The 14680-nt window shown below is 73.4% G+C and carries 12 protein-coding genes; 10 read left to right on the top strand and 2 right to left on the bottom strand.

Going from position 1 to position 14680, the window contains the following annotated elements; translation table 11 throughout:
• The first annotated feature begins 15 nt into the window (after positions 1 to 15).
• Positions 16 to 807: an ABC transporter permease gene (locus ACZ4E1_RS13300; protein ID WP_467538797.1), complete on the top strand. Its 792-nt coding sequence runs from the start codon at positions 16 to 18 to the stop codon at positions 805 to 807.
• A gap of 114 nt (positions 808 to 921) precedes the next feature.
• Here ACZ4E1_RS13300 and ACZ4E1_RS13295 read toward each other — a convergent pair whose 3' ends face one another.
• Positions 922 to 1566: a phosphotransferase gene (locus ACZ4E1_RS13295; RefSeq protein WP_467538795.1), complete on the bottom strand. Its 645-nt coding sequence runs from the start codon at positions 1564 to 1566 to the stop codon at positions 922 to 924.
• A gap of 142 nt (positions 1567 to 1708) precedes the next feature.
• Between ACZ4E1_RS13295 and ACZ4E1_RS13290 the strand changes: the two genes are divergently transcribed.
• The 8 genes from ACZ4E1_RS13290 to ACZ4E1_RS13255 all read left to right on the top strand — a co-directional run bounded on the left by ACZ4E1_RS13290 (position 1709) and on the right by ACZ4E1_RS13255 (position 11672).
• Positions 1709 to 1894 (top strand): hypothetical protein, encoded by a 186-nt coding sequence (locus ACZ4E1_RS13290; RefSeq protein WP_467538793.1) that lies wholly within the window; start codon positions 1709 to 1711, stop codon positions 1892 to 1894.
• A 78-nt stretch (positions 1895 to 1972) separates the two neighbouring features.
• Positions 1973 to 3523 (top strand): ATP-dependent DNA ligase, encoded by a 1551-nt coding sequence (locus ACZ4E1_RS13285; protein WP_467539590.1) that lies wholly within the window; start codon positions 1973 to 1975, stop codon positions 3521 to 3523.
• An 84-nt stretch (positions 3524 to 3607) separates the two neighbouring features.
• Positions 3608 to 4093 (top strand): cation:proton antiporter regulatory subunit, encoded by a 486-nt coding sequence (locus ACZ4E1_RS13280; protein ID WP_188335287.1) that lies wholly within the window; start codon positions 3608 to 3610, stop codon positions 4091 to 4093.
• A gap of 4 nt (positions 4094 to 4097) precedes the next feature.
• Positions 4098 to 5369, top strand: a complete 1272-nt coding sequence (locus ACZ4E1_RS13275) for a cation:proton antiporter (RefSeq protein WP_467538791.1) — start codon at positions 4098 to 4100, stop codon at positions 5367 to 5369.
• Positions 5370 to 5522: 153 nt separating this feature from the next.
• The gene (locus ACZ4E1_RS13270) at positions 5523 to 7046 is read left to right on the top strand and encodes an MFS transporter (RefSeq protein ID WP_467538789.1); all 1524 of its coding nucleotides are present in this window, start codon (positions 5523 to 5525) and stop codon (positions 7044 to 7046) included.
• A gap of 28 nt (positions 7047 to 7074) precedes the next feature.
• Positions 7075 to 7563 carry an NUDIX hydrolase gene (locus ACZ4E1_RS13265; RefSeq protein WP_467539589.1) on the top strand — a complete coding sequence of 163 codons (489 nt, stop codon included), beginning with the start codon at positions 7075 to 7077 and terminating at the stop codon, positions 7561 to 7563.
• Positions 7564 to 7647: 84 nt separating this feature from the next.
• Positions 7648 to 9042, top strand: a complete 1395-nt coding sequence (locus ACZ4E1_RS13260; protein ID WP_467538787.1) for an NADP-dependent succinic semialdehyde dehydrogenase — start codon at positions 7648 to 7650, stop codon at positions 9040 to 9042.
• Between the two features lie 119 nt (positions 9043 to 9161).
• On the top strand, positions 9162 to 11672 hold the full coding sequence (locus ACZ4E1_RS13255; protein ID WP_467538785.1) for a polysaccharide lyase 8 family protein: 2511 nt from the start codon (positions 9162 to 9164) through the stop codon (positions 11670 to 11672).
• 183 nt (positions 11673 to 11855) lie between these two features.
• Here ACZ4E1_RS13255 and ACZ4E1_RS13250 read toward each other — a convergent pair whose 3' ends face one another.
• Positions 11856 to 12974, bottom strand: a complete 1119-nt coding sequence (locus ACZ4E1_RS13250; RefSeq protein WP_467538783.1) for a substrate-binding domain-containing protein — start codon at positions 12972 to 12974, stop codon at positions 11856 to 11858.
• 243 nt (positions 12975 to 13217) lie between these two features.
• Between ACZ4E1_RS13250 and ACZ4E1_RS13245 the strand changes: the two genes are divergently transcribed.
• Entirely contained in the window at positions 13218 to 14567 is a 1350-nt protein-coding gene (locus ACZ4E1_RS13245) for an esterase-like activity of phytase family protein (protein ID WP_467538780.1), read from the top strand.
• Positions 14568 to 14680: the final 113 nt, after the last annotated feature.

The raw sequence follows: 14680 nt of genomic DNA, 5'->3' as shown, positions 1-14680 counted from the left end.
TTCTAGGCTGCGCATGTGCGGGAGACAACCTTTGCGGCGTCCACTCTGCTGCCGGTCGACGGGTCGCTCGCGGCGGCGCTGATCGTGCTGCTGGTCCTCGCGGCCACGGTCGCGGCGGTGTTCCGGCTCGCGCCGGACGGCTCGTGGCGGCGGGCGCGGGACATCGTGTTCGCGGGGGTGCGGGCCACGGTGCAGCTCGCCGTCGTGGCGCTGGTGATCGGCTGGGTGGTGCGGCACGGGGCGGCACTGCTCGGCTTCCTGCTGGTGATGGGAGCCGTGGCCGCGGTGACGGCCGGGCGGCGCGTGACGCGGGCGCGCGGGTGGACGTGGGCCTGGGCTGCGGTGCCGATCGCGCTGCCGGTGGCGCCGATCGTGGGGGCGCTGGTCCTGTCGGGGCTGCTGCCGACGCGCGAGATCGCGCTCATCCCGGTGACCGGCATCCTGATCGGCGGGGCGATGACGGCGACGGTCCTCGCGGGGCGGCGGGCTCTGGACGAGCTGACGCTGCGCAAGGGGGAGGTGGAGGCCTGTCTCTCGCTCGGGCTGCTCCCGCGCGAGGCCCGCCTGGAGATCGCCCGCCCCGCCGCGTCGGAGGCTCTGCTCCCGGGCCTGGACCAGACCCGCACGGTCGGCCTGGTCACGCTCCCCGGCGCGTTCGTCGGCATGCTCCTGGGCGGCGCGTCCCCGGTGGCGGCGGGCGCGGTGCAACTGTTCGTCCTGGTGGCGCTGATGGCGGTGCAGGCGATCGCGGTGGCGGCGACGGTGGAGCTCGTGGCCCGGGGCCGCCTGCACCGGCCGGGGCCGTGACCCTCAGCCCGCCTCAGGCGCCGGGCCGGAGCCGTGAGCCTCAGCCCTCCTCAGGCGCCGGGCCCGGGCCGTGCCCCTCAGCCCGCCTCAGGCGCCCGGCCGGGACCGTGACCCTCAGCCTGCCTCGGGCGCCGCGTCGCGCACGACCTTGCGCAGCGCCGCGCGCCCGGCCGGACCCCACGTGGGCTGTCCGCCGGGCAGGCCCCGGTCACCGGCCCGGCCGATGAGCACGAGGCCGAGCGCCCGCAGCACGGCCCAGCCCCGCGCGCGGCGCACCGTCGCCGGGTCCGCCCCGTACGCGGCGAGGAACGGCCTCGCCTCGCCCTCGGGCAGCAGCATCCAGGCGGCGCACAGGTCCCCGAAGTCGATGACGCCGGACAGACGCCCGTTGCCGTCGACGACGACATTGGCCGGGTGCAGGTCGCTGTGCAGCCATAGGCGCGGGCCGCTCCACAGCGGGGGCGGCGTCTGCCCACAGCGCGCGCAGCGGAGGTCCCGGATGCCCTCGTTGCCCCCTATCGGCAGTTCGTCTGCCCTCTGCGGTCTCGTCGCCGAGTGCGGGCCGCGTCGTGGCTGGTCGCGCAGTTCCCCGCGCCCCTGGAAGGCTCCGCCTTCCCCGGGGAAGTTGCGCGCCGCGCATGCTTCAGGGGCGTGGGCCGGTGGCCGCGTGGCGCAGGGGCAGGTCGGCGAGGTCCGCGTGCTGCTCGTGGAGCAGGGGCCCGTACGAGGGGCTCGTCGATCTCTGGTGCTCTGGTCCACATGGGCAGGTCCGTAGGCACCTGCACAGGTTCGCAGACAACGGTGCGGGGCCGGTGCGGAAGAGCCTCCGGCGTTGCAGTACGTTCCTGTCGAACACGGGGGCGAGCCGGGTGGGCGGCTCTTTCATCTACGGGCGGGGGACATGGCGGCGCTGGGATTCGTCTTCGTCGTCCTGCCCTGTCTGGCGGTGCTCTGCTTCACGGGTTTCGCGGCGTGCCGTGCGCAACGGACGGCCCTGTTCAAGGTGCTCGCGTGGCTGTTGCTGGCCGCCGGGCTCGCCTGTGCGCTCGTGCCGGTCGGGTTCGTGGTGTCGTTCCTGTTCCTGTGACGTTCTCGGGTCCTCCCGGCCGGCTCCCGCGCCGTTCTGACATGCGGCGGCCCCCGCTCGCGTAGGACCATGGACCGCATGTTGCTGGCCCGGCTCGCCCAGGTGTCCCAGGAGGTCGCCGCCACCTCGGCGCGGTCCCGGAAGATCGAGCTGCTCGCGGAGCTGTTCCGGGACACGCATCCGGACGACGTGGCGATCGTCATCCCGTACCTGGCCGGGCGGCTGCCCCAGGGGCGCCTGGGGATCGGCTGGCGGGTGCTGAGCCGGCGGGTGGAGCCCGCGGCCGAGCCCCGGCTCACGGTCCAGGACGTGGACGCCGCGCTCACCGTCATCGGCGATGTCTCGGGCGCCGGTTCGCAGGCGGAGCGGACACGCCTGGTCGGGGAGCTGCTGGGCGCGGCGACGGAGCCGGAGCAGCGGTTCCTGTTCGGGCTCGTGACGGGCGAGGTGCGTCAGGGCGCGCTGGACGCGGTGGCGATCGACGGGCTGGCGAAGGCCACGGACGCGGCACCCGCCGAGGTGCGCCGGGCGGTGATGCTGGCGGGCGGGGTGCAGCCGGTGGCGCAGGCGCTGCTGGCGCGGGGGCCGGCCGCCCTGGAGGACTTCCGGCTGACGGTCGGCCGGCCCGTGCTGCCGATGCTGGCGCACAGCGCAGGTTCGGTCGGGGAGGGCCTCGACAAGCTCGGGGCGTGCGCAGTGGAGGAGAAGCTCGACGGCATCCGCGTGCAGGTCCACCGGTCCGGGGACGAGGTGGGGATCTACACGCGCACCCTGGACGACATCACGGACCGCCTGCCCGAAGTGAGCGCGGCGGCACGCGCGTTGTACGGGACGTCGTTCGTGCTGGACGGGGAGGTCATCGCGTTCGACGCGCAGGGGCGTCCGCGCCCGTTCCAGGAGATCGCGGGCCGGGTCGGCTCCCGGGTCGACGTGGCGCGGGCCGCCGAGGCCGTGCCGGTCTCCCCCGTCTTCTTCGACGTCCTGTCCGTGGACGGGGAGGATCTGCTGGATCTCCCGTTCGCGCGCCGGCACGAGCGGCTGGCCGGTCTGGTCCCGGAACCGATGCGGGTGCGCCGCATGGTGGTGGACGACGAGTCGGACCCCGCCCAGCGGTCCGCCGCCGACGCGTTCTTCGCGGCGACGCTGGAGCGCGGTCACGAGGGCGTCGTCCTGAAGGGCTTGGAGGCGACGTACAGCGCGGGGCGCCGGGGTGCGTCCTGGCTGAAGGTGAAGCCGGTGCACACGCTCGACCTGGTGGTGCTCGCGGCGGAGTGGGGGCACGGGCGGCGGACCGGCCGGCTGTCGAACCTGCATCTGGGGGCGCGGCGCGCCGACGGCTCGTACGCGATGCTCGGCAAGACGTTCAAGGGGCTGACGGACGCACTGCTCGACTGGCAGACCGAGCGGCTGCGGGAGCTCGCGGTGTCCGACGACGGGCATGTGGTGACGGTGCGTCCGGAGCTGGTCGTCGAGATCGCTTACGACGGTCTGCAGCGCTCCTCGCGCTATCCGGAGGGCGTCACGCTGCGTTTCGCGCGGGTGGTGCGGTACCGGGAGGACAAGGCGCCCGAGCAGGCGGATACCGTGGAGACCGTCCTCGCCCAGCGGGACCGCCCCTCGGGCACCTGACCGTTTCTTTGCCAAAACATGGCACGTATAAGGTGTCCCGAGCGCCGAACAAGGTGCATCCGACATCCATTCGCAGGGGGAGACGTGCCCGCTTCACGCCTGAGCAGAACACCATTGCCAGGGATCGGCATCCGCTACGACCTGACCACGCGCGAGCAGCGGCTGCTGTCGGTCGTCGCCCACCGGGACGGTGGCCGCACCCTGAGCGCGTACCAGGCCGACGACCCGGACGCCTGCTCCCTGTCGCTGAAGCTGACGTCGGGTGAGGCCGAGGCGCTCATCGACGCGTTGATGCCCTCGCACCACAGCCCGAACCTGCTGCACACCACGGACCTGGGCCTGGTCGCCGAACGCATCGAGGTGGCGGCGACCTCGTACTGGAACGGGCGGCTGCTCGGCGAGACACAGATGCGCACCGAGACCGGAGCGTCCATCGTGGCCGTGCTGCGCCGTGCGGACGCGATCCCGTCCCCGGCGCCGGACTTCCGGCTCGCGGGCGGCGACACCGTGATCGTCATCGGCACCCGCGAGGGCGTCGAGGCGGCGGCCACGATCCTGGGTCGGGAGTGATCGGATGCATTCCGCTGTCTTCCTGATCGAGTTCGGGGCGATCATCCTGGCGCTCGGCCTGCTCGGCCGGATCGCCGGGCGGCTGCGCTTCTCGCCCATCCCGCTGTATCTGCTGGCCGGTCTCGCGTTCGGCGAGGGCGGGCTGCTGCCGCTCGGCGCGAGCGAGGAGTTCGTCGCGATCGGCGCCGAGATAGGCGTGATCCTGCTGCTGCTGATGCTGGGACTGGAGTACACGGCGAGCGACCTCGTCACGAACCTCAAGACCCAGTACCCGGCCGGCCTCGTCGACATGACGTTCAACGCGCTGCCGGGCGCCGCCGCGGCGCTGCTCATGGGCTGGGGCCCGGTCGCCGCCGTGGTGCTCGCGGGCGTCACCTGGATCTCGTCCTCGGGCGTCATCGCCAAGGTGCTCAACGACCTGGGCCGCGTCGGCAACCGCGAGACGCCGGTGATCCTCAGCATCCTCGTCCTCGAGGACCTCGCCATGGCGGTGTACCTGCCGATCATCACGGCGCTCCTCGCCGGGGTCGGCTGGGCCGCGGGCGGGCTGACGCTCGCGATCGCGCTGGGCGCGGCCGGGCTCGTCCTGTTCGTCGCCGTCCGCTACGGGCGGCACATCTCGCGCTTCGTCTCCAGCGACGACCCGGAGAAGCTGCTCCTGGTGGTCCTCGGTCTGACGATCCTGGTCGCGGGGATCGCCCAGCAGCTCCAAGTGTCGGCCGCGGTCGGCGCGTTCCTCGTGGGCATCGCGCTGTCCGGCGAGGTGGCCGAGGGCACGCACACGCTGCTCTCCCCGCTGCGGGACCTGTTCGCCGCGGTGTTCTTCGTCTTCTTCGGGCTGCACACGGACCCGGCGAGCATCCCGCCGGTGCTGCTGCCCGCGCTGCTCCTGGCCGTCGTCACGGCCTGCACGAAGATCGCCACCGGGTACTGGGCGGCGCGCCGGGCGGGGATCTCCGTCAAGGGCCGCTGGCGGGCGGGCGGCGCGCTCGTGGCGCGCGGCGAGTTCTCGATCGTCATCGCGGGTCTCGCCGTCACGTCGGGGATCGAGCCGCGGCTCGGCCCGCTGGCAACCGCGTACGTGCTGATCCTGGTGATCGTGGGTCCGCTGACGGCGCGGTTCACGGAGCCGCTCGCGCAGCGCCTGTTCAAGCCGCGTGCCGCGCCTACCGCGCCCGTGACGGCCCCCGCCGTGCCAGAGCCGCGCCCCTCGAAGGAACCGGCGGCGGAAGAGCCGGCCGCGGTGGACGCCTCGGACGGGGCGCCCCGCGCCTGAACCCCGGGACCGGCCAGGTCCCGCACCGCTCGCCCGGACGGCGACCGCGAGGAGAACGCACGCGTTCTCTCCCCGGTCGCCGTCCCCCGTTCGGGCGCATAGCGTGGTGGGCGATGTTGATCGGGGGGTGCACCTGGGTGTCTGGAGGCCTCCATGGATCGCTCGCCCGATTCCGCAGCAACCGCCGGATCCGTACCCGCCTCCGCCCCACCGGGCCCGAGCACCGCGTACCCCGGCGGCGGCCGGCACGAGCACCGCTGGCTGATCCTCGCCGTCATCGGCATCGCCCAGCTCATGGTCGTGCTCGACGCGACGATCGTGAACATCGCACTGCCGTCGGCCCAGCGGGATCTGGGGTTCACCGACGGCAACCGGCAGTGGGTCGTCACCGCGTACGCGCTCGCGTTCGGCAGTCTGCTGCTGCTCGGCGGGCGGATCGCCGACCTGGTGGGCCGCAAGGCGGTGTTCCTCGCGGGCCTGGTGGGCTTCGCCGCGGCCTCCGCGTTCGGCGGCGCCGCCACCACGTTCGGGATGCTCGTCGCGGCGCGGGCGCTGCAGGGCATGTTCGGCGCGCTGCTCGCACCGGCCGCGCTGTCCCTGCTCACGACGACGTTCACGGACCCGCGCGAGCGGGCGAAGGCCTTCGGCATCTACGGCGCCATCGCGGGCGCGGGCGGCGCGGTCGGACTGCTGCTCGGCGGCGTGCTCACCGAGTACCTGGACTGGCGCTGGTGCCTGTACGTGAACCTGCTGTTCGCGGTCGTCGCGATCCTCGGCGGCGCGCGGCTGCTGCACGGCGGGCGGCCGGCCGACCGGCCCAAGCTGGACGTGCCGGGCACGATCCTGGTGTCCGTCGGCCTGTTCTGCATCGTGTACGGCTTCTCGAACGCCGAGTCGCACGCCTGGGGCGACGCGCAGACCTGGGGCTTCCTGGTGGTCGGCGCGGTGCTGCTGGTCGTGTTCGCCTGGTGGGAGACGCGGGCGGCGCATCCGCTGCTGCCGGTGCGGGTGGTCACGGACCGGGACCGGGGGGCCTCGTACCTCGCGATGTTCATCTCCGGCGCCGGCCTGTTCGGCGTGTTCCTCTTCCTGACGTACTACCTCCAGCAGGTCCTGGCCTATTCGCCGGTGCTCACGGGTGTGGCGTTCCTGCCGATGGTGGCGTGCATGATCTTCTCGTCGGTCGTGGCGACCAACTCGCTGCTCCCCCGGCTCGGTCCGAAACCCCTGGTCCCGCTGGGCATGGCGCTCGCCGCCGCAGGCATGGCCTGGCTGACCGCCCTGGACACGCACAGCTCGTACGCGGCCCATGTCATGCCCCCGTTGCTGCTCGCCGGCATCGGCCTCGGCCTGGTCTTCGCCACCGCGATGAACCTGGCGACGGCGGGTGTGGCCGCGCACGACGCGGGGGTGGCCTCCGCGATGGTGAACACGAGCCAGCAGGTGGGCGGTTCGATCGGCACGGCGCTGCTCAACTCGCTGGCGACGAGCGCCGCCACGAACTACATGGTCGGCAAGCAGCCGACTCCGCAGGTCAGGACACAGGCCGCGCTGGAGAGCTACTCGACGGCGTACTGGTGGTCGGCGCTCTTCTTCGCGGTCGGGTTCGCGGTGACGCTGGTGCTGTACCGGCCGGGTCCGCCCCGCTCGCTGACCGGCGAAGCCGTCCACATGTGAGCCTGAGGGCATGACCCCCATGTCTCCCATGACCCCCATGACCGACAAGGCTGGGAAGGGACCGCGGCGCAGCGCGGGCCTGCTGCTGTTCCGCCGCACCGACGCCGGGCCCGAGGTGCTGCTCGGGCACATGGGCGGCCCGTTCTGGGCGCGCAAGGACGCGGGCGCGTGGACCGTGCCGAAGGGCGAGTACGCGGAGGACGAGACAGCGTGGGACGCGGCCCGCCGCGAGTTCCGCGAGGAGCTGGGGCTGCCGGCGCCGGACGGGCCCGCGCTGGCGCTCGGCGAAGTCGTGCAGTCGGGCGGCAAGCACGTCACGGTGTGGGCGCTGGAGGGCGAGCTGGACCCGGCGGACGTGGTGCCCGGCACGTTCACGATGGAGTGGCCGCCGCGCTCGGGCCGCAGCGCCGAGTTCCCCGAGCTGGACCGGGTGGCGTGGTTCGGCCTGGACGCGGCGCGGGCGGTGATGGTCACGGCGCAGACGGTGTTCCTGGACCGGCTCGCCGAGCGGCTCTGAGCCGGGGCGCGGGCGGCGTGCTCGCGTTGCGCCGCCCCGCACGGCGCGGGAAGGTCGAAGGAACCGCGCTCAGGAGGTCGCCCCATGCCCATCGCGACGGTCAACCCCGCGAACGGCGAGACGCTCGAAACGTACGAGGCCCTCTCCCCCGAGGCCCTGGAGGAGAAACTGGCCCTGGCCGCCCGCACCTTCGCCGCGTACCGCGCGACGGCGTTCGAGGAGCGGGCCAGGATGCTGCGGCACGCCGCCGATCTGCTGGACGCGGACACGCCGGAGATCGCCCGGATCATGACGACCGAGATGGGCAAGCCGATCAAGGCGGCCCGTGCGGAGGCGGCCAAGTGCGCGCGCACCATGCGCTGGTACGCGGACCACGCGCAGGAGCTGCTCGCGCCGGAGCATCCGGCCGAGTCCGACGTGAAGGACTCCGGCGCGGCCCGCGCCGAGGTGCGCTACCGGCCGCTGGGCCCGGTGCTCGCGGTCATGCCGTGGAACTTCCCGCTGTGGCAGGTGGTGCGGTTCGCGGCGCCTGCGCTGATGGCGGGGAACGTGGGGCTGCTCAAGCACGCCTCGAACGTGCCGCAGACCGCGCTGTACCTGGAGGACCTGTTCCTGCGCGCGGGCTTCCCCGAGGGCTGTTTCCAGACGCTGCTGATCGGGTCGGGCGCGGTCGAGGGCGTGCTGCGGGACGAGCGGGTGGTGGCGGCGACGCTGACCGGGAGCGAGCCCGCGGGCCGTTCCGTGGCGTCGATCGCGGGCGACGAGGTGAAGAAGACGGTCCTGGAGCTGGGCGGCAGCGACCCGTACGTGGTCATGCCGTCGGCGGACGTCGCGAAGGCCGCGAAGACCGCGGTGACGGCGCGGACGCAGAACAACGGGCAGTCGTGCATCGCCGCGAAGCGGTTCATCGTGCACGAGGACGTGTTCGAGCAGTTCAGGGAGGCGTTCGTGGAGGGGATGCGGGCGCTCAAGGTCGGCGATCCGCTCGACGAGGAGACCGACATCGGCCCGCTGGCCAGTGAGCAGGGCCGCAAGGACCTGGAGGAGCTGGTCGACGAGGCGGTGGAGAGCGGGGCGACGGTCCTGTGCGGCGGGCAGCGGCCGAAGGACTTCGACCGGCACGGCTGGTTCTACGAGCCGACGGTGCTGGCCGACATCACGCCGGAGATGCGGATCCACCGCGAGGAGACCTTCGGGCCCGTGGCCACGCTGTACCGGGTCACGGATCTGGACGCGGCGATCGAGCTGGCCAACGACACGCCGTTCGGGCTGAGTTCGAACCTGTGGACCGGTGACGCGGAGGAGATCGAGCGGTTCGCCCGGGACAGTCAGGCGGGCGGTGTCTTCGTGAACGGGATGACCGCCTCGCATCCCGCGCTGCCGTTCGGCGGGAACAAGCGGTCCGGGTACGGGCGGGAGCTCTCGGGACACGGGATCAAGGAGTTCTGCGACATCACGACGGTGTGGATCGGCGCCTGACCGCTCGGCGCCCCAACCGATCGAAACGATCAATTCGGCTGATTCTCTTGAGCGTTTGAATCACCGGGTGCTAGAAACCGCTTACTCCCAGCGGACCCTCCAGCCTCCCGGAGCCCTTCATGACGCCCGAGCACACGTCCTCCGCACTGTCCTCCGAGGTGCCCTCGCCTCGCGCGCCGTGGTCCCGCCGCGGTTTCCTGGCCACGACCGCCGTCGCCGGCGTCGCGCTCGCCGCCGGGATACCGCAGCAGGCGTCGGCGGCCTCCACCGTCACCTCAGAAGCATCGGAGGCCGCCGTGGACGAGTTCGCCGCGCTGCGCGCCAAGTGGCGCTCGCTGTACCTCGGCGAGGGCTTCAGCCCGACCGCCGAGCCGTTCCGCTCGAAGCTGGCCGCGCTGGGCACCCAGGCGCGGGCCTGGCAGGCGGCGATGGCCCCGGCGTCCGGTTCGCTGTGGCCGGACGCCGTGTTCGGCGACCCCGAGCCCGACACGGACTCCGAGTCGTACGGCTACTCCGAGAAGATCCAGACGAGTTACGAGCGCGTCCGCGTGATGGCGGAGGCCTTCTGCCAGCCCGGCACCGGCCTGACCGGCGACGCCGGGCTCAAGGCGGACGTGCTCACCGCGATCGACCACCTGAGCACACAGGTCTACAACAAGTCCCAGGCCCAGTACGGCAACTGGTACAACTTCCAGATCGGCGCCCCGCAGCGGCTGCTCGACATCGCGGTCCTCATGTACGAGCACCTGAGCGCGGAGCAGATCACGGCCGCGGTCGAGGCGGTCGACCACTTCGTGCCGGACTCGCTCGTCGCGAAGTACACGGGCACGAGCACCGGCGCCAACCGCATCGACCTGTGCCGTGTCCTCGCCCTGCGCGGCGTCCTCGGCGGCACCGCCGCGAAGCTCGCCCTCGCGCGCGACGCCGTCTCGCCGGTCTTCCCGTACGTCACCTCGGGCGACGGCCTGTACGCCGACGGCTCGCTGATCCAGCACACGTACGTGCCGTACACCGGGTCGTACGGGGCGGTCCTCATCGACGGCCTGAGCAAGCTGTTCGCGCTGCTCGGCGGGTCGACGTGGGCGATCACGGACAGCGGACGGCAGATCTTCCTGGACTCGGTCGAGGGCGCGTACGCGCCGTTCCTGCACGACGGGCTCGTCGTCGACAACGTGTCGGGGCGGGCGATCAGCCGCGGGCTCGTCGCGGGCGACCCGCTGAAGGTCCAGCAGGACGACCACACGCGCGGTCACGCGATCATCGCGTCGATCCTGCTGCTCGGGCAGGGGGCGAGCGCGGAGGAGAACGCGCGTTGGCAGGGGCTGGCGAAGGGCTGGTTCACGCGCGACCGCTACAAGGACGTGACGACGGGCGGCACGCTCGGGGTCGCCGCGCTGTCGCGGGTCACCGCGCTGCTCGCCGACGGGGCGGTCAAGGCGGCGCCCGAGCCGGCCGGGCACCAGGTGTTCCCGGCGATGGCACGCGCGGCACACCGCTCCGCCGCTTTCACGGCGTCCGTGTCGATGGCGTCGAAGGCGATCACGTTCTACGAGAACGGCAACGGCGAGAACGTCCGCGGCTGGCACACCGGTTCGGGAATGCTCTACTGGTGGGCCGCCGGGGACAGCACGGGCGGCGGGCAGTACAGCGACGGCTTCTGGCCGACGGTCGATCCGTACCGGCTGCCGGGCACGACCGTCTCGCGCAAGCCCCTCGCGGACGCGGCGGGCGGGGCGTGGGGCGCGGCGCGTCCCGACACGACGTGGGTCGGCGGTGCGACGGACGGGACGTACGGGATCGCGGCGCAGGACGTGCGGGGTCTGTCCTCCACGCTGCGGGGCCGCAAGGCCTGGTTCTTCGTGGACGACGCGGTGGTCTGCCTCGGGGCGGGCATCACGGCGGCGGACGGGGCGGGCGTCGAGTCGGTCGTCGACACGCGCAACCTCGGGGCGGCGGGGACGGCGCGCCTCACGGTGGACGGCACGGCCCAGCCTACCGCCCTGCCGTGGAACCGGAGTTTCCCGAAGGCCCGTTGGGCGCATGTCGCCGGTCACGGTGGTTACGTCTTCCCCGGCGGGGCGGCGATCGAGGCCCTGCGGGAGGAGCGCACGGGGACCTGGAAGGCGATCAACGGCGGCGGCTCGACGGACCCGGTGACGCGGCGCTACGTCACGCTCGTCGCCGATCACGGCACGGATCCGTCGGACGCGGCGTACGCGTACGTCCTGATGCCGGGGGCGAGCGAGCAGCGTACGGCGGAGCGGGCGGCGGACGCGGCGTGGCTGGAGCTGACCGCCAACTCCGGTGCCGCACAAGGCGTCCGGGTCCCTTCCCTGGGCTTCACCGGTGCGGTGTTCTGGGCGCCGGGCACGATCGGCAAGGTGAGCGTGGACGCGCCGCTGGTCGTGCAGATCCACGAACGCCGCGACGGCACCGCGACGGTGTCCGTCAGCAACCCGAACCGCGAGGTGCCGGGCGCGACGCTCGTCTGGCGTCGGCCCGTGCGCTCGGTGCTGTCCAAGCCGGGGTCGGTGACCGGGGTGTCCACGGGGCGCGAGCTGAAGCTGACGTTCGGGGACCTGACGGGGGTGGGCGGGGTCACACAGAAGGTGACGGTACGGCTGTCGTAGCCGGGCGGTCCGAGGCCGGCGAGGCCACCGGGCGGCTCGCGCCACCGGTGGCCAGGCGCATTAGACCGGAGTCGAGATCGACCCCCTCGGGGACGTGGGCCCAGGGTGCCAGGGCGCGGGCGGCGTCGGCCCTGGTCCGCCACGCGGGCGAGGCGGCATCCGTCAGCGCGGCTTGCCGGGTCTTCATGTGAGGGCCGCTCGCGCCGGGGCTCCGCAGGACTGCCGGATGCGGAGTTCCGGGAGGATGTCCAGGTGCCGGGCCGGTGCGTCCCGGGCGCCGGTGAGGCGGGTGAGCAGCAGGGTCGCCGCCTCGTACCCCACCGTGCGCTTCGCGGGAGCCACCGCCGTGAGGGGGAGATCGGCCAGTTCCGCCACCTCGTCGTCGTACGTGATGACGGCCAGGTCCTCGGGGACGCGGATGCCATGGGCGCGCAGGCGCGGGACGAGCACGATCGCGTCGGCGTCGCTGTGCAGCACGGCGGCCGTCACACCGTGCTCCTCCACCGCCTCGCGCAGAAAGGCGAACGCGCGCTCGAAGCGGTCGGACTCGGTCGTACCGGCGGGGGTCCGGGCCGGTTCGGGCGCCGTGTCGAGGCCGAGCGCCTCGACGGCCGCCTCGTGACCGCGCCGCAACTGCGCGCTGGTCGGCGAGTCCTGCGCGGCGAGCGCGACCCGCCGGTGTCCGAGCGCGGCGAGGTGACGGACGGCGACCGCCGCGCCGTGGGCGTGGTCCGAGCGGACGCGGTCGAGCGCGGCCGCGGGATGGCCGTGCGGGGCCGAGCGCTCCACGAGCACGGTCGGCACCTCCCGCCCGGCGATGCGCAACCCCTCACCCGGCCCGGGCACCCCGGTCTCCCAACTCGGTGTCAGGAGCAGCCCGTCGACGCCGCCCGCGAGCAGCCGCTCGACCTGCGCGGAGTCCTCGCCGGGCAGATAGCGGGACAGGGCGACGACGAGCCGGGCGCCGGCCGCCTCGACCGCCTCACGGGCGCCGCGCACCACATCCGCGTAGTAGTACTCGGTGGTGGGCACGAGCATGCCGACGACGAGGCCGGACGGGGCCGGGGCCGCGTCGGTGGCGAGCGCGCCCCGTCGGGGCGGGCCCGCGGCGGAGTCGCCGGGCCAGACGACGGCCCCGTGCAGCCGAAGGAGGCGCCCCTGGACGGCCAGCGCCTCGACGTCGCGGCGCAGTGTCACCGGGGAGACGCCGAGTTCGCGGGCCAGGTCCGCGACGCGGATCGTGCCGCGCTCGCGGAGCAGTTCGAGCACCCGCGCGTGGCGCCGGTCGACGTGCAGCCGCATGATGTCGGCCCCTCCCCCGCTCCCGTCCGTCCCTCGGACCGTGTCGGACCGTGGTGCATCGTATCGATCGGGTCCGCTCGCAACGATCACGACGTGCCGTCTCCGACCGGGCGGCTGCGCCCCCGCCGACGGGCAGCGCGCCGTCCGCTCGTTCGCCCGCATTCACCCTCCGGCCACCGGCAGTTCGCGCCCGGGGCCGACCGTGTGCCCAGTCCGAGCGAAGCACCGCGTCCAGGAGGTCCCATGTCCCCGCTCGTCCCCGGCAAGCGCCGCGTCCGCCGCACCCTCGCCGTCGGGGTGCCGCTCGCCGCGCTGGCCGCCGTCGTCGTGGCCGGCACCGCGTCGGGTGCCCCGGCCGGGCCGGCCGCAGCCGAGGTCACGGGCGGCGCGACGCTTCCCGACCTGCCGCTCGGCGAGTTCAGCAACCACCTCCTGCCGGGCACCGTCGCCGACGACCGCGGCGTCGACCTGGGCGGCATCGGCTCGGACCTCTACCCGGCGGGCCGCAAGGGCGAGTACTGGACGGTGACCGACCGCGGCCCGAACGGTCAGATCAAGGTCGACGGCAAGAAGCGCCGCACGTTCCCGGTGCCGGGGTTCGACCCGGCGATCGTGAAGATCAAGGTGACGGGCGACGCGGTCGAGGTGATCGACGCGATCCCGTTGACGACCGCTTCCGGCAAGGCGGTCACGGGGCTGCCGAACCAGGAGAGCCGCGACGAGAAGCCGTACACGTACGACGCCCGGACGCCGCTCGCCTTCGACCCGAACGGGCTCGACACGGAGGGGATCGTACGGGCCGCCGACGGCAGTTTCTGGCTGGTCGACGAGTACGGCCCCTCCCTCGTGCACGTCTCCGCGCACGGCCGTGTGCTCGCCCGCCACGTGCCGAAGGGCCTCGCGCTGAAGGGCGCCGACTACCCGGTCGTCGAGTCGCTGCCGTCGATCCTGCTGCACCGCAAGGTCAACCGCGGTTTCGAGGGCCTCGCCCAGCTCCCGGACGGCGATCTGGTCCTGGCCGTGCAGAGCCCGCTGTCCCTGCCGGACCAGGACGCCGGCGAGGCCTCGCGCACCACGCGGCTGCTGCGCTTCTCCCCGAAGAAGGCCGCGGTGACGGCCGAGTACGCGTACCGCTTCGACGCGGTGGACGTCGTCGACCCGGGCGAGGACGACACCTCGGAACTGAAGATCTCCTCGGTCGTGGCGCTCGGCGGCGACCGGCTGCTCGTCGAGGAGCGCACCGACAAGGCGGCCCGGCTCCAGGAGGTGCGGCTCACGCGCGGCGCGAACATCCTGGGCGACCGCTGGGACGACGACCGTACGTCGCCGTCGCTGGAGCAGCTCGACGACCCGGCGGCGTCGGGCGTGCCGGTGCTGCGCAAGCGGCTGGTCGTGGACCTGAACGCGGTCGACGGGGTGCCGGACAAGATCGAGGGCGTGGCGCTCGCCGGGCGCGGCACGCTCGCCCTCATCAACGACAACGACTTCGGGATGACGGACGGGGCGGAGGCGTTCGACGCGCACGGGCGGCTCGTCGACAGCGGCATCGAGACGCGGGTCACGTACGTGCGGCTGCCCAAGGGCGCGCTCTGAGCGACTCCTTGGCGTGACGCCGGGTGCCCGCGGCCTCCGTCCCTGTGGGAGCGGGGGCCGCGGGCCGTTCCGTAGGGCCGTTCCGTACGGCAGTTCCGTACGGCCGTGTCGAA

Source organism: Streptomyces sp. NPDC025806, from assembly GCF_055558275.1.
Note: the sequence above shows the minus strand (reverse complement) of the source record. Positions and strands in the feature narration are given on the sequence as shown.